This is a genomic window from Pseudomonas agarici (assembly GCF_001543125.1).
GTDB classification, from domain to species: Bacteria; Pseudomonadota; Gammaproteobacteria; order Pseudomonadales; family Pseudomonadaceae; genus Aquipseudomonas; species Aquipseudomonas agarici.
This window is the reverse complement of the sequence record NZ_CP014135.1, coordinates 1,129,305-1,145,024: the sequence shown is the minus strand read 5'-3', so window position 1 is coordinate 1,145,024 and position 15,720 is coordinate 1,129,305. Positions and strand designations below refer to the sequence as shown.

At 62.1% G+C, this 15,720-nt stretch carries 13 protein-coding genes; 3 read left to right on the top strand and 10 right to left on the bottom strand.

Going from position 1 to position 15,720, the window contains the following annotated elements:
* Positions 1-33: 33 nt before the first annotated feature.
* Positions 34-891: a LysR substrate-binding domain-containing protein gene (locus AWM79_RS05100; RefSeq protein ID WP_017131250.1), complete on the top strand. Its 858-nt coding sequence runs from the start codon at positions 34-36 to the stop codon at positions 889-891.
* Positions 892-1,099: 208 nt separating this feature from the next.
* On the opposite strand, the gene AWM79_RS05095 is transcribed toward AWM79_RS05100, so the two are convergent.
* Both AWM79_RS05095 and AWM79_RS05090 read right to left on the bottom strand, forming a co-directional pair.
* Entirely contained in the window at positions 1,100-2,398 is a 1,299-nt protein-coding gene (locus AWM79_RS05095) for an ATP-binding protein (protein ID WP_060782303.1), read from the bottom strand.
* A gap of 4 nt (positions 2,399-2,402) precedes the next feature.
* Positions 2,403-3,104, bottom strand: coding sequence for a response regulator transcription factor (locus AWM79_RS05090; RefSeq protein WP_017131248.1), 702 nt, complete (start codon positions 3,102-3,104; stop codon positions 2,403-2,405).
* A 157-nt stretch (positions 3,105-3,261) separates the two neighbouring features.
* On the opposite strand from AWM79_RS05090, the gene AWM79_RS05085 reads away from it, so the two are divergent.
* A complete protein-coding gene (locus AWM79_RS05085) occupies positions 3,262-4,419 on the top strand; it encodes an efflux RND transporter periplasmic adaptor subunit (protein ID WP_017131247.1) in 1,158 nt (385 codons plus the stop codon).
* Between the two features lie 2 nt (positions 4,420-4,421).
* Positions 4,422-7,511, top strand: a complete 3,090-nt coding sequence (locus AWM79_RS05080) for an efflux RND transporter permease subunit (protein ID WP_017131246.1) — start codon at positions 4,422-4,424, stop codon at positions 7,509-7,511.
* 107 nt (positions 7,512-7,618) lie between these two features.
* On the opposite strand, the gene AWM79_RS05075 is transcribed toward AWM79_RS05080, so the two are convergent.
* The 8 genes from AWM79_RS05075 to AWM79_RS05040 form a co-directional block, all read right to left on the bottom strand.
* Positions 7,619-8,254 (bottom strand): FMN-dependent NADH-azoreductase, encoded by a 636-nt coding sequence (locus AWM79_RS05075; RefSeq protein WP_060782302.1) that lies wholly within the window; start codon positions 8,252-8,254, stop codon positions 7,619-7,621.
* A gap of 39 nt (positions 8,255-8,293) precedes the next feature.
* Positions 8,294-8,734 carry a carboxymuconolactone decarboxylase family protein gene (locus AWM79_RS05070; protein ID WP_060782301.1) on the bottom strand — a complete coding sequence of 147 codons (441 nt, stop codon included), beginning with the start codon at positions 8,732-8,734 and terminating at the stop codon, positions 8,294-8,296.
* A 321-nt stretch (positions 8,735-9,055) separates the two neighbouring features.
* Positions 9,056-10,339: a C4-dicarboxylate TRAP transporter large permease protein DctM gene (gene dctM, locus AWM79_RS05065; RefSeq protein WP_017131243.1), complete on the bottom strand. Its 1,284-nt coding sequence runs from the start codon at positions 10,337-10,339 to the stop codon at positions 9,056-9,058.
* Positions 10,339-10,977, bottom strand: coding sequence for a TRAP transporter small permease (locus tag AWM79_RS05060; protein ID WP_017131242.1), 639 nt, complete (start codon positions 10,975-10,977; stop codon positions 10,339-10,341). Before AWM79_RS05060 ends, dctM begins: the two co-directional genes overlap by 1 nt.
* Positions 10,978-11,088: 111 nt before the next feature.
* The gene (locus tag AWM79_RS05055; protein ID WP_060782300.1) at positions 11,089-12,075 is read right to left on the bottom strand and encodes a TRAP transporter substrate-binding protein; all 987 of its coding nucleotides are present in this window, start codon (positions 12,073-12,075) and stop codon (positions 11,089-11,091) included.
* Positions 12,076-12,265: 190 nt separating this feature from the next.
* Complete coding sequence (locus AWM79_RS05050) at positions 12,266-13,078, bottom strand: HpcH/HpaI aldolase/citrate lyase family protein (RefSeq protein ID WP_060782299.1); 813 nt, start codon at positions 13,076-13,078, stop codon at positions 12,266-12,268.
* Positions 13,079-13,147: 69 nt separating this feature from the next.
* Positions 13,148-14,362, bottom strand: coding sequence for a CaiB/BaiF CoA transferase family protein (locus AWM79_RS05045; protein ID WP_060782298.1), 1,215 nt, complete (start codon positions 14,360-14,362; stop codon positions 13,148-13,150).
* Positions 14,362-15,711 (bottom strand): MmgE/PrpD family protein, encoded by a 1,350-nt coding sequence (locus AWM79_RS05040; RefSeq protein ID WP_017131238.1) that lies wholly within the window; start codon positions 15,709-15,711, stop codon positions 14,362-14,364. Before AWM79_RS05040 ends, AWM79_RS05045 begins: the two co-directional genes overlap by 1 nt.
* Between the last annotated feature and the right edge of the window lie 9 nt (positions 15,712-15,720).

The window sequence follows — 15,720 nt, the reverse complement described above, 5'->3', positions numbered from 1 at the left end:
TGAGCATCACCCTTGATATGAATTCGAACCGCCATGCCCTCTACGATCCTGGACCTGGAACTGCTGCGCACCTTCGTCGCGGTAGTCGATCATCACAACTTTGCCGAAGCAGGCCAGCACCTGGCCCGCACCCAATCGTCGGTCACCCAGCAAATGCAACGCCTGGAACATCAGGTCGGAATCAGCCTGTTCCAGAAACAGGGCCGGCAGAAACAACTCACCGAGCCTGGCCGGCAGTTGCTGCGCCACGCCCGGCAGATGCTCTCGCTGAACGATGAAGCACTCAACTCAGTGCGCGAGAGCCACCTGAGCGGCGTACTGCGTATTGGCTCACCCCACGATATCGCCGAGACCCTCCTGCCGCCGATCCTCAGCCACATTGCCCGCTCGGCGCCCCGAGTGCGCCTGGAGATCGATGTGGGACGCAGCCCCTACCTGATGGAGGATCTGCACCGGGGCAAGATCGACATGCTCATCTCCACCCGCGAGGACTCGCGCCTGCAAGGCTTCGCCCTACGCACCTCACCGGTCTGGTGGATCTGTTCGACGCAGTACCTTCATGTGCCCAGCGAGCCGCTGCCCTTGATCCTGATCGAGGAACCGAGCATCTATCGGCGTTATGCCCTGGAGGCGCTGGAGCGTGAGGGGATTGCCTGGCGCCAGGCGTATCTGGCGTCAAACCTGATCGGCATCAAGGCGGCGATTCGCGCCGGGCTCGGGGTGACACCCCGCAGCATGGAGCTGCTGGGACCCGATATGCGCGTACTGGGGGAAAACGACGGTTTGCCACGACTTCCGAACATTACCTATTACCTGTGGATCCGTTCCAACACGGTCAACCCGTTGGTACGCCGGGCCTATGATCTGATCCGCACCAGCCAGGGCCTCTAGTGGCCTGTGTGGCTAGTTCTATGAGTCAATTTCGGCGCCCTAAATCCCTGGCTTGCGTTGCTGTTCCTCGCCATAGCCCGGCTATGACTCGTCACAGCGCCTTAGCCATGAACTTAGGGCATCCGAACTTGAGCTAACGAACTCACCGTACAGGCCACTAGCGGCTTGTGGCGCCGCAATTGATTAACAGAACTGGCCACACAGGTGACTAGAGCACCGGCAACCAGAGCCGCAAACGCGCCCCGCCCAGCGGCGACTGTTCGACCGTCAGGGTCCCGCCCTGGGCCTCGGCCGCCCGCCGACTGATCGCCAGACCCAGGCCAAAGCCTCCCGTGGACCGGTCGCGGCTGCGGTCCAGGCGGTAGAACGGCTCGAAGACCCGCTCGCGCTCCTGTTCGGGAATGCCAATGCCATCGTCATCGACCCACAGTTCACAACCTTCGGTGTTGGTGCGGATGCCGACCTGGATCCTGCGCTCACAATAACGGGTGGCATTGCGCAACAGGTTCTGTACGGCCCGCGCGGTCAGCCGTGGGTCGAGGGAAAACCGCTCCAGGGAGCCGTGCATCAGCACATCGATAACGATATCCGGAGCCTCCAACTCTTCGTCGAAACTGCCGAGGATACTGTCGACAAACTCATCGAGCGACACCATTACCCGCTCCGACACTCGCCCCGAGCTCTGCAGGCGACTGTAGGACAGCAACTCCAGCACCAACTCATCCAGCTCGCGGATATGCCCCACTAATCCTTGCAGACGCTCGCGCGAAGGCTGCGGTAAGTCATCCGAGAGGGCCAGGGCCATGCCGAAATCCAAGCGGGTCAAGGGTGTGCGCAGTTCATGGGACACAGCATTGAGCAGGTCGCGTTGCTGGTTGAGCAGGCATTCGATATCACCGGCCATGGTGTCGAAGACTGCCGCCAACTCGCCGATATTGGAGCGCGGCGAGATATGCGTGCGTTCGCTCAACCGACCCTGGCCGATGCGTCGGGCGGTCTGCTTGAGGCGCTCCAGGTCGCGCCAGTGCGGCCGTAGCCAAAACAGCAGGCAAGCCAGCAGCGCCGCGCCGATCAGTACATTCATACTCCAATACAACAGGTTGACGTCCAGCGGATCGGGCGGCACCACGCGCTCCACCGCCAGTTGCCCGTCCAGCGGCGAGGCCACCAGCTTGGCCGCGCCCCAGTCGCCCAAGCGGATCACATTCTCGCCACGGCGCAGGCGTTCCTGTTCAGGCTCGCTGAAACTGATGTCGTCAATACGGGCCAGCGCCACCCGCAACGGAGCGAAGCTCTTGTCCAGTTCGATCGCCAGCGCCGGCCATTGCTCGTTGGGCACCGCCTGAAACTGCCTGACCAACAGCTCCTGCATACCTCGGGACTGGTCAATGTTGTAGCCCATGAAACGGTCGCGAAAGAGCCCGATCACCAGCTCGGGCACCAGGTAGATCGCCGCGCTGTAGGTCACCATGGTCACCAGGTAGAGACGGATCAGAATCTTCAGCATCGATTCAGCATTCCCACTCGGAACGGCTGAACAGGTACCCCTTGCCCCACACGGTCTTGATCTTGCGGGCTTCGCCGGCATGGTCGTCGAACTTGCGCCGCAGCTTGGAAATCGCCACGTCCACCGAACGATCGGTGCCGTTGAACTCGATGCCGCGCAGACGTTGCAGGATCTGGTCGCGGCTGAGAACCTCACCGGCATGTCGGGCCAGCACCACCAGCAGGTTGTATTCGCCGCAAGACAGCTCCACGGGCTGCTCACGCCAGCTCACGGTGCGCTCGGACAGGTCGATGCACAGGCTACCCATCAGGATCTGGTCGCTAGCCACCTGCGGCTCGCTGAGGCTGCTACGGCGCAACAGCGTGCGAACCCGAGCCAGCAGCACCCGCGGCTCGCAGGGCTTGCTCACATAGTCATCGGCGCCCATTTCCAGGCCTAGCACTTGGTCATGGCTGTCGTCGCGGGCGGTGAGCATCAGGATCGGCAGCGTCGCCGAATCGGCCCGCAACAGCCGACAGACCTGCAGGCCATCGAGACCGGGCAGCATCAGATCGAGGATCACCAGGTCCGGCGGATTCTGCCGGGCCTGCTCGCGTACCTGGTCGCCACGGGCCAGCACATTGACCTGATAGCCGTTGCGCTCCAGATAACTGGCAATCAGTTCGCAAAGCGCGGCGTCGTCTTCGACCAGGAGAATCGTCGGCATAAATTAACCACAAGTAGGTGAACAACCGTAAAGGATATACGCCCTTTCGTGTGCGCGAGCACCAGCTTCACACTTTTTCACCAACCACCTACACAGCTTCACAGCACCTGTTGACAGCCACCCTTAGCATGCCTGGGGTCATTACTGGAACTTGATTATGTTGAAGAAGCTGTTGGCCCTGCCTTGCCTGTCGGCCCTGGCTCTGCTGTTGAGCGCCTGCGATCGGTCCGTGGGCGAGCCCGAAGCCCCGCCCGCGCCCAAGGTGCGGGTCGAGACCATTCACAGCCAACCGCTGTCGATCAGCAGCGAACTGAGCGGGCGCATTGCCGCGCCGCGCATCGCCCAAGTCCGTGCGCGGGTTGCCGGTGTGGTGCTCAAGCGTATGTTTGCCGAAGGCAGTGACGTCAAACAGGGCGATGTGCTGTTCCTGATCGACCCGGCACCGTTCAAGGCCGACCTCGACAGCGCCATGGCCAGCCTGCAGAAAGCCCAGGCTAATGCGTTCCAGGCGAAATTACAGCACCAGCGCTACCGCGAACTGGTGGACAGCAACGCCATCAGCCGCCAGGACTACGACAACGCCCAGGCCGCCGCGCGCCAGAGCGCCGCCGATGTCGCCGCCGGTCAGGCTGCGGTGCAGCGAGCGAAACTGAACCTGGACCATGCCACCGTCACCGCACCGATCTCCGGGCGTATCGGTCGGGCGCTGGTCACCGAAGGCGCGCTGGTCGGCCACAACGAAAGCACCGCACTGGCGTTGATCCAGCAGTTGAACCCGATCCATGCCGATCTGGCCCAGTCCACCCGAGAGCTGAACGATCTGCGTCGGGCCTTTCGCGCCGGTCAGTTGCAACAGGTCGGGCAGAACCAGGCCAAGGCGACGTTAATCCAGGACGACGGCAGCGCCTATCCGTTGCCCGGCAAGCTGCTGTTCACCGATATCAGCGTCGACCCAAGCACCGGGCAGATTATTCTGCGCAGCGAGTTCCCGAACCCGGATCTCGACCTGCTGCCGGGCAGCTTCGTGCGAGTCAAGGTCGAACAGGCGTTCAACCGCGAAGGCATCAGCGTGCCACAACGGGCGATCCTACGCGACAGCGCCGGGGTGCCTCTGGTGCTGCTGGTGGACGCCGACCAGCGCGTGAGTCAGCAGCCGGTCAGCCTCGGCGCGGCGCAGAACGACCGCTGGATCGTCAACGATGGCCTCAAGCCTGGCGACCGCATCATCATCGAAGGCCTGCAGCACGCCCGCCCCAACGAACGGGTGCAGGTCGATGACGGCCCTATTTCCCTGGCCCGGTCCGAAGGACAGTGAGCATGCCGCATTTCTTTATCGACCGCCCGATCTTCGCCTGGGTGGTCGCGTTGTTTATCCTGCTGGCCGGCGCGCTCGCCATCCCCAAGTTGCCGGTGGCGCAGTACCCTAACGTCGCGCCGCCCAAGGTGGAAATCTACGCGGTGTACCCCGGTGCCTCGGCGCAGACCCTCGACGAAAGCGTGGTCAGCCTGATCGAACAGGAACTCAACGGCGCCGATCATTTGCTCTACTTCGAATCCCAGAGCAGCCTGGGCAGTGCCACCATCACCGCGACCTTCCAGCCCGGGACTAGCCCAGAGATGGCCCAGGTGGATGTGCAGAACCGCCTCAAGGCGGTCGAGCCGCGCCTGCCCGCCGCCGTCACCCAGCAAGGCTTGCAGGTGGAGAAGGCTTCTTCCGGCTTCCTATTGCTGGCTACCCTCACCTCCCATGACGGCCAATACGACGATACCGCGCTCAGCGACTACCTGGCACGCAACGTGATGAACGAGATCAGGCGTCTGGACGGCGTCGGCAAAGCCCAACTCTACGGAGCCGAACGCGCCCTGCGAATCTGGATCGACCCGCAAAAGCTGGTGGGCTTCAACCTCACCGCCGCCGACATCAGCGCCGCCGTGGCAGCGCAGAACATCCAGGTTCCGGCCGGCAGCATCGGCGACCTGCCGGGGCCGTCGACCCAGGAAATCACGGCGGCGGTGCTGGTCAAGGGCCAGCTATCGCTCCCCCAGGAATTCGCCGATATTGTCCTGCGGGCCAACCCGGACGGGTCCAGCGTGCGCGTCGGCGATGTCGCCCGGGTCGAAGTGGGCAGCCAGGAATACCAATATTCGACACGCCTCAACGGTAAGCCCTCGACCGCCTTCAGCGTGCAACTGGCGCCCGGCGCCAACGCCCTGAAGACCGCGACGCTGGTGCGGGAGAAAATGGACGAACTGTCGCGCTACTTTCCGGCGAACGTGGAATACAAGATTCCCTACGACACCTCGCCGTTCATCAAGGTCTCGATCACCAAGGTGCTCTACACCCTCGGCGAAGCCATGCTGTTGGTGTTCGCCGTGATGTTCCTGTTCCTGCAGAATATCCGCTATACGCTGATCCCGACGCTGGTGGTGCCGGTGGCGCTGATGGGGACCTTTGCCACCATGCTGGCCCTGGGTTTCTCGATCAACGTGCTGACCATGTTCGGCATGGTGCTGGCCATCGGTATTCTGGTGGACGACGCCATCGTGGTGGTGGAGAACGTTGAGCGGATCATGGTCAATGAAGGCCTGGCGCCGAAAGCGGCGACTCGCAAGGCCATGGGCCAGATCAGCGGAGCAATCGTCGGCATCACCCTGGTGCTGGTGGCGGTGTTCATTCCCATGGCCTTTATGCAGGGCTCGGTCGGAGTGATCTACCAGCAGTTCTCGTTGTCCATGGCCACCTCGATCCTGTTCTCGGCGTTCCTTGCCCTGACCCTGACGCCGGCGCTCTGCGCGACCCTGCTCAAGCCAATCGCCAGGGACCGGCACGATGCCAAGGGGGGGTTCTTCGGCGGGTTCAATCGACGCTTCGAACAGATGAGCGCAGGCTACGAACGCTGGGTAATCCAAATCCTGAAACGCAGCGGTCGTTACCTGCTGCTCTACGGCTTGCTGCTGGTGGTTCTCGGCCTGCTGTTCAGCCGCCTGCCAGCCTCGTTCCTGCCGGTGGAAGACCAGGGCTACACCATCACTGATATCCAACTGCCGCCGGGTGCGAGCAAGAACCGCACGGTCAAGGTCGTGGAGCAAATCGAGGCCAATAACGCCACGGAGTCCGGTGTCGGAGACACCACCATGATCCTCGGTTTCAGCTTTTCCGGCAGCGGCCAGAACGCTGCGCTGGCCTTTACCACCCTCAAGGACTGGTCACAGCGCGGTGCCAGGGACACGGCGGCAGCCATCGCCGAACGGGCGAATATCGCCTTCGGCGACCTCAAGGATGCGCTGGCCTACGCCATCCTGCCGCCGCCGGTGAATGGCCTGGGCACCTCCAGCGGCTTCGAGCTGCGCCTGCAGGACCGTGGCGGCGTCGGTCATGCAACCTTGATGCTGGCCCGTACAGAGCTGCTGGCGGCGGCGGAAAAGAGCGAGGTACTGGCTAATGTCCGCGAAAGCGCCCTGGCCGAAGCACCGCAGGTGCAATTGGAAGTCGACCGCAAACAAGCCAATGCTTTGGGCGTGTCGTTCGCCGATATCGGCAATATCCTCGCCACCGCTGTCGGTTCGTCCTATGTCAACGACTTCCCGAACCAGGGACGCATGCAGCGGGTGGTCATCCAGGCTGAGGGCGACAAGCGTGCCCAGGTGGAGGACCTGCTGAAGATCCATGTGCGCAACAACAACGGCAAGATGGTACCGCTGTCGGCTTTTGTCGAAGCTCGCTGGATCCAGGGTCCGGCGCAACTGACCCGATACAACGGCTACCCGGCGATTGCTATCTCCGGCGAATCGGCGCCCGGCTACAGCACGGGCCAGGCCATGGAGGAAATGCAACGTCTGGTGACGCGGTTGCCAGCGGGCCTGGGCCTGGAATGGACCGGGCTGTCGTTGCAGGAGCGCTTGTCCGGCTCCCAGGCACCGATCCTGCTGGGCCTGTCGTTGCTGGTGGTATTCCTGTGCCTGGCGGCGTTGTACGAGAGCTGGTCGATTCCGACCTCGGTGCTGCTGGTGGTGCCGCTGGGGGTACTCGGCGCGGTGCTGGCGGTGACCTTGCGCGGAATGCCCAACGATGTGTTCTTCAAGGTGGGGCTGATCACCATCATCGGTCTGTCGGCGAAGAACGCGATCCTGATTATCGAGTTCGCCAAGAGCCTGTACGACGAAGGGCATGACCTGCCGAGCGCCACGGTGAAGGCCGCACGGCTGCGCTTGCGACCGATTATCATGACTTCGCTGGCGTTCATTCTCGGCGTGGTGCCGCTGGCAATCGCCACCGGGGCCAGTTCGGCGAGCCAACAGGCCATCGGTACCGGGGTGATCGGCGGGATGATCAGTGCAACCCTGGCGGTGGTGTTCGTACCCATGTTCTTTGTAGTAGTCATGAAACTGGTCACGCGCAAGGCTTGAGACTCTCAGGCCTTGCGCGTGACCACCAGCATGGGCATAGGCCGTACTTTCAACCCCTCGGTGAAAGCGCAAAGGCCGGTGTCCGGGTAGCAAACCCGGCGCGTTGATCAGGCGGCCTTCAGCGCCCACTGCCGAGCAACGACCGCCAGCTCGGCCTTGGCCCGTTCCAGGGCCTCAAGGCGCGCCTCGGCCTCGGCAAACTGCAACGGCTGGGCGTCGACGAACTGCGGGGCCTGCACGCCGATAAAGGCAAACGCCGCCTTCAGCGCCGGGGTCAACGCATCCATCGACGCTAACGGACTGCCGGGGCGCAGATCGGCGCCCCGGCTGGTCAGGAACAGCACCTTCTGCCGGCTCAACTGGCCGACAATGCCCTGCGGGGTATTCAGATAAGTCAGATCGGTACGGATGATGTTGTCGATAAAGGCCTTGAAGGTCGAAGGCATCGACCAGTTGTACATCGGCATGGCGAACAGGCAGGCATCGGCCTCTATCAATCGTTTGCACAGCGCATCCGAGGCAGCAAGTGTCTGCTTCATGGCCTCTGTGCGCGCCTGCGAGGGAGTATAAGTAGCGACCGCAAAGTCCTCGGTGACATGCGCGGGAGTTTCGACGCTCAGGTCCAGGTAATCGATTTCCAGCTCAACACCGAGTTCGTGCAACTGCTCGATAAAGTACCGGGACAACGCTCTGGAGTTGGACCGTTCGCCTTTGGCGCTGGCGTCAACATGCATCAGTTTCATTACGAATAACCTCTTGGTGCACCAGGGAAAATATTGACCTCAAACCGACAACTGTTGGCGGAACGCCACGGCCAGGCGGTTCCAGCAGTTGATCGAGGCAATCGCCACGCTCAGGTCGACCAGTTCGCATTCGCTGAACTGCAGGCGGACATGGGCGTATAATTCGTCACTGATTGGATTATTGGCGAGCAAGGTCAAGGCCTCGCTCCAGGCCAGCGCCGCCCGCTCGCGAGGGCTAAACAGAGGCGAGTCACGCCACGCCAAGATACCGTACAGGCGCCGTTCGGTTTCACCCTGACTGCGGGCCTCCTGGCTGTGCAGGTCGGCGTAGAACGAGCAATGGTTGAGTTGCGAGACCCGCAACCTCACCAATTCTAGCAGGGGCTTTTCAATGGACAGGCCGAAGCTGACCTCTTCCAACAGCAGCAGCCCCTTAAGAGCCTGGGGTGAAGCAGCATAGAAATCCAGGCGCGGTTCCAAGGTATGACTCCATCGTGATGACTCATAACGCTGTTCACATGCTGCCCAGCCTAAGGCTTCGACATTGAATGGCGGATAGCCAATCCGAGCTTTTTTGCAGAGGCCAACGCCACACCCTGATTGGCTGGCGGGACTTGCCGCAAATTGGCTGAGGGACGCATCGCCCAGCCACTGCCTGAACTCACCTACAGGCTGTCGCTGCTAGGACTGTCTCGCCAGGCAATGCCGTTTGAGTAAAGCGATGAAGTGCTCAAAGACCGCTACGAACCCATTCGCGGCGGCCTTTCAATGAAGTATCAGTAGTCTATGCCATCAATCCACTCACGGCATCCCCAGCCAGTGCGGCAAGGCCAGCGAGATAATTGGTACGTAGGTCACCAAAATCAGGAACGCCAGCAGAATCATCAACCACGGCAGCGCCGCACGAATGGTCTGGCCGAGGCTCAGACCGGTCACCGCCGAGGTCACGAACAGGTTCAGGCCCACTGGCGGATGCACCAGACCGATTTCCATGTTGACCACCATCACGATGCCCAGGTGAATCGGGTCGATACCCAGCTTCATGGCGATCGGGAAGAAGATCGGCGCGAGGATCAGTACGATGGCCGACGGTTCCATGAAGCTGCCCGCCACCAACAGCACGACGTTGACCACCAGCAGAAAACCAATAGGCGTCAGGCCTTCGGAGACCACCCAGTTGGTGATCTGTTGCGGGATCTGTTCGGTGGTCAACACATGGGCGAAGAGGATCGCGTTAGCAATGATGAACATCAGCATAATCGACAGACGACCGGACTCCATCAGCACTTTCGGGCAGTCGCGGATCTTCATGTCCTTGTAGATGAACAGTGCGACAAACGCCGAATACACCGCTGCCACCGCTGCTGCTTCGGTCGGGGTGAACAGACCGCTGTAGATGCCGCCGAGGATGATCACCAGCAACAGCAAGCCCCAGAACGCCCGGCGGGCCGCCGACAGCCACTCACGCAAAGTCGCTCGCGGTTGCGCCGGGAGCTTCTTGATCCGGGCGACGATATAGATCGCCACCATCAGCATCAGGCCCAGCAACAGCCCTGGAATCACCCCGGCCATAAACAGCTTGCCCACCGAGGTCTCGGTCGCCGCCGAATACACCACCATCACGATCGACGGCGGAATCAGGATACCCAAGGTACCGGCATTGCAGATGATCCCGGCACCGAATTCCTTCGGATAACCGGAGCGCACCATGCCCGCCACGGCAATCGAGCCGACTGCCGCCACGGTGGCCGGCGACGAGCCGGACAAGGCTGCGAACAGCATGCAGGCCAGCACGGCGGCAATCGCCAGGCCACCACGGATATGCCCGACGCAGGCGTTGGCGAAATCGATCAGGCGCCTGGCCACGCCGCCGGTGGTCATGAAGGCACCGGACAGCAGAAAGAACGGGATCGCCAGGAAGGTGTAGCCGTCGGAGGTCTCGAACAACTTGATCGCCAGGGAACTGAGGGAGTCCTGGCTGAAGATCAGGATCGACACCGCCCCGGACAACCCCAGGGAAATCGCAATGGGCACCCCGAGGAACATGAAAGTGAACAACAGCAGGAACAGACAGAGTACGGCCATCAGTGCTGCTCCTTGTGCTCGCCAGCGAGCTTGCTGGCTTCGCCGGCTTCATCGGCCAGACCGAGACCGCTCTGGCGCCGGGTAAAGATGCGATAGAAGATTTCCAGGTAGCGGATCAGTACCAGGGCAAAGCCGATGGGCACGATCACTACGATGTAGCCGACCTTGATGCCGAATTGGTCGAGGTCCTCGGCGCCGATGCTGGCGGTCAGCAAAGCGTTCAACCACTTGTAGCTGGCCACCATGAACAGTCCGGCGTAGGCCAGGCAGCAGGCACAAGCCAGCAGCGCCAGGTAGCGTTGCACCGGGCGCGGAGTCAACTTGACCACGGCATCGACACCCAGATGGCCGGCAGTGCGCACCCCGTAGGAAATGCCGAAGAAGATCAACCAGCCGAACATGGCCTTGGTCAACGCCACGCTCCAGGTCATTTCCTGGGCCACGGTCATGGTGGCGTCGCCGAGGGCGTTGAAGAAGTCGCTGCTCCAGACCCAGCGATCGGCCAGGTTGAAGAACAGCGTGTAGACGTTGTTGGCCATCACGTAGACAAAGGTCACCAACGTCATGGCGGCCAGGAGGAAGGCGATCAGGCCCTCCTCGAAATGCTCCCAGATGCGACGCAGCGATTGCGCTTGCATGGACAGGACTCCGCGAGAGAAAAAAGAGAGAGACTCTTCTCGACCTGATCGTTCGCCACGCTCGGCATGGCAACGATCAGTCACAGGTGTGGTTCACAAACCCGCTGTCGGTCAAGGCTGGTTGGACTTGTCCGCCGCATTGATCAGGTCGGCACCGATTTCACCCTCGAACTTCTTCCACACCGGCTTCATTGCCTCGCGCCATTGCGTGCGCTCTTGTGGGGTCAGCTCGATGAGCTCGCTGGTCTTGGCGTCGATGATTTTCTGCTTCGCGGTCTGGTTCAGCGCTTCGGCCTGTTTGTTCACTTCAATGCTGACTTCGGCCATGGTCTTTTCCAGCTCACTGCGGATGTCAGCTGGCAGGCCGCTCCAGAACTTGCTGTTGGTGATCACCATGTAGTCGATCAGGCCATGGTTGGACGCGGTGAAGTACTTCTGCACCTCGTTAACCTTCTGGCTTTCATAGTTCGACCAAGTGTTCTCGGTGCCGTTGACAGTGCCGGTCTGCAGGCCCTGGTAAACCTCGGCGAAACTCATCTTGCGCGGGTTGGCACGGATCGCCTTGAACTGCTCTTCAAGCACACTGGAGGCCTGGACGCGGAACTTCAGGCCACGGGCATCGCCCGGCACCCGCAGTGCCTTGTTCGCCGACAGTTGCTTGAGGCCGTTGTGCCAATAGGCCAGGCCGAGAATCCCCTTATCCGTCATCGAAGTCAGCAACGCCTTGCCCTGGGCGGCTTGGAAACGGTCGACGGCGGCCAGGTCGTTGAACAGGAACGGCAGGTCATAAATCTGTACCTGCTTGGTGTACTGCTCGAACTTGGCCAGAGACGGTGCCAGCATCTGCACGTCGCCCAGCAGTAACGCCTCCATTTCCTTACCGTCGCCGAACAGCGAGGAGTTTGGGTAGACCTCGACCTTGACCCGGCCAGGCAGGCGCTCTTCGACGAGCTTCTTGAATAGCAGCGCGCCCTGCCCCTTGGGCGTATTTTCCGCAACCACATGGGCGAACTTGATAACGATGGGATCGGCCGCCTGTACGAGGCCAGTGACAACCAGGGTAGCGGCGCAGAACAGCGCCCGTGTCAGCTTGAGCATGAAAATCACCTTCTTATTGTTGTGTTGTCAGGCAGGTTGCCTAAAGCGGTGCATGTAGTGAATTTCGAATTTTGAGTACCTGCGTTCGGCTCAGGCGAACACAAGCCAATGTGCCACCTCAACCACCACACGCACTGATCCTAGCGCATCGCAAAGCTCAATAGCTGCCCTGCATAGCGCTTTATCGAGTCTAGCCCAATGCCAGCAGGCGCCGCGCCCGCAGCAGCACCGGAGCATCGACCATTTGCCCATCGACCTGATAGGCCCCGGCGCCGTGAGTATCGGCAGCCACCACGCGCCGGGCCCATGCCAGGTCCTCGGCGCTAGGAACCAGTGCGGCGTGGATCACCGAGACTTGTCGGGGATGAATGCACAGCGCCCCGGCAAACCCCATGTCATAGGCATGGCGAATGGACCGGTGCAACCCTTCGGGGTCGTCGATAGCCGGATGCACACCATCCAGCGGCGCCACCAGGCCGGCGCTTCGAGAGTGGATGATCAACGCCAGGCGCGCCTGGTCAAGGGCCCATTGCGCGGCAGCCGAGCCATTGCTCAGGTTGAGGTCCAGGGCCAGGTCTAGGCCACCGAAGGACAAGCGCTCGACACCGGGCGCCACCGCGATCTGCGCCAGGGCCAGCAGCCCGCGGGCACTTTCGATGATCGGCCAGACGCGCTTGCCGGTGTTAGCCACCGCCTGGATCTGTGAGGTATTCTCAACCTTGGGCAACAACACGCCGACAACGCCGGGATGGTCCCTGCAGAATGCCAGGTCGGCGCTGTGTTCGGCATGATTCGGGGCATTGACCCGCACCAGGACCTGGGCCTGGGGATTGGCGGCGAAGAACTGCCCGAGATTGTCGCGGGCGATGCGCTTGAGCGGCTCCTCGACGGCATCTTCGAAGTCGACAATCACCGCATCGGCGCCGCTGGCCAGGGCCTTGGCGAAACGCTCGGGACGGCTGCCGGGCACGAAGAGCGCGCAACGGACAATAGGTGAAGACATGCTGTGTTCCTTGTTTTAATTCATATCAACCGGCTGGTAATGAAGCGCGGGCCACAAGGTATGCACGGCTCAGATCACGCCGTCCGCGCGCAACCGCGCCATCGCCTGCGCCGTGAAGCCTAACTCGCCCAGGATCACCTCGGTGTGCTGCCCCAGCCCCGGTACCGCGTCCATCCGGGGTTCGAACGCCGCATTACGCGCCGGCGGCAACAGTGACGGTAGTTTTCCCGAGGGGCTGTCGATCTCACGCCAGCCATCACGGGCCTTCAGTTGCGGGTGGTCCCAGACGCCCTGCATGTCGTTGACCCGGGCGTTGGCGATCTGCGCCTCTTCCAGCCGCGTAATCAGTTGCTCGACGCTAAGCCGGGCAAAGCTGTCGACTATGATCTGGCGTAGCGCTTCGCGATTGGCCGAACGCTTGAAGTTGGCCGAGAACCGCTCATCCACCGTCAACTCGGGCATCAGCAGCACCTTGTCGCAAAACGCCGCCCACTCGCGCTCGTTTTGCAGGCCCAGCATCACGGTGCCGCCATCGCCCGTGGGGAACGGACCATAAGGGTAGATCGTCGAATGCGCCGCGCCGGCACGGGGTGGTGGTGGGGCGCCATCGAAGGCGTAGTACATCGGGTAGCCCATCCACTCCACCAGGCTTTCCAGCATGCTCACCTCAACTCGGCTACCCTCCCCGGTCTTGCCCCTCAGTAGCAGCGCCGAGAGGATGCCGCTGTAGGCGTACATGCCGGCGGCGATATCGGCGATGGAACAGCCGGCCTTGGCCAACTGGTCGTCTCCCACGCCACCGGTCACCGACAGAAAACCGCCCTCGCTCTGGATCAGCAGGTCGTAGGCTTTTTTCTTTTCATAGGGGCCACCTTCGCCATAACCGGAGATATCACAGACGATCAACCGCGGAAAACGCTCGTGCAACGCCGCGAAGGACAAGCCCATGCGCGCGGCGGCTCCCGGCGCCAGGTTCTGGACCAGCACATCGGCCTGATCCAGCAGTTCTTCGAGGATATCCCCGGCCTGGTCCTGCTTGAGGTCCAGGGTCAGGCTTTGTTTCGAGCGGTTGGTCCAGACGAAGTGCGAGGCCAGACCGTGCACGCGCTGATCGTAGCCACGGGCGAAGTCGCCGCTGCCGGGGCGCTCGATCTTCACCACTCGCGCACCGAGATCCGCCAGTTGTCGGGTACAGAACGGCGCGGCGATGGCGTGCTCCAGGCTGATCACCGTGATGCCGTCCAGCGGACGTGGGGCCGAGGTGTTGTCTGCCGGCGTGTTCATCAGCACAGCTCCTGCAAATCAGTGGTATTACGCAGGTCCCAGACCTGACGGATCAACGCTTCACCCTGCTCGGGTGCACGAGCGCCGGAGAACCGCAACAGGCGGCGGAACTTGTCTTCCAGTTCGGCGCGCGAGAGGCTGTTGCCCGGATCGCCCTTCGGTTCGTCGATTGCCCCGTGCAGGGTCCGCCCGTCGACCGTGGTGACCGTCACCCGACCCAGCCAGCGTTGGGGATAAGCACCGTCGACCTCGGGGTCGAGAGTCATGCTGACCTTGTCGCGAAAGGCCGAGACGGCTGGGTCGGTCAGGGACAACTGATGAAATTCCGGCAACCCGGCGTTACCATGCACAGCAATCAGGCCCAGGACGGTGCCCATGGAGAACTTGGCCTGATGCACGGTCTGCGGCACCTTGACTCGCCCCAATACGTCGATGGCGCCCTGATGCACACAGGTTTCCACGTGCCGGATCTGCTCATGAGCCAAACCTTCCTGGCGCATCAGTTGCAGTAGCGCATCGGCGGCCGGATGGGTATGGCGGCAGGAGGCATGGAACTTGAACGAGGTTTCCACCAGCGCCCAGCGACTGCCCAGGCGGTCGGACAGCTTCGTCGGATCGGCATCGCTGGACATTCCGGCAGCCAGTCCCTGGTCGCCTTCGAGGATATTGCGCGCACCGGTCAAACCATCCGCTGTCAGGTACGCCGCCAACAGGCCATCGGCGGCAGCCTTGGCGGTGTGCAGTTGCTTGGAGTCGGCGGCATCGCGCAAGAACTCCCAGAGCCCGGCGGCCTGGGTGCCGGCGCTGCCGAGCAGGTTGAGGAACTGTTCCTGATTGAAGTTCATCAGCTTGCCCACGGCCACAGCGGCTGCCAGGGTGCCGACGGTAGCCGTGGTGTGAAAGATCCGATAGTGGGAGCGGCCAAGGAACTCGCCGATGCGAATCCCCGCCTCGTAGCCGGCAACCGACGCCAGCAGCAGCTCGCGGCCTGACTTGCCAAGATCCTGGGCCGCGGCCAGGGCTGCCGGGAAGACCACGGTGGCTGGGTGCAGCACGGAGCTGTTGTGCAGGTCGTCCTGCTCCACCAGATGGGACGAGGCGGCATTGACCAGAGCGGCGAAGTACGCCGAACTGCTCTGGCCATTGACCAGGATCCGCGCCGGACCAGAGACCGGCCCCATCTTGCGGGCATAAGCCTCAAACAGCGGAATCGGATGAGCGTGCTGGCTGGCCAGGGCCGAGGCCAGCCAGTCGAGGAACAGGTCTTCGGTGCGCTCGAACACGGCCTGAGGCACCTGCTCGTAACGCAGCTCGGCGAGGAAGGCGGCCAAGTCTTGGGTATGGCTCATGGGGTACTC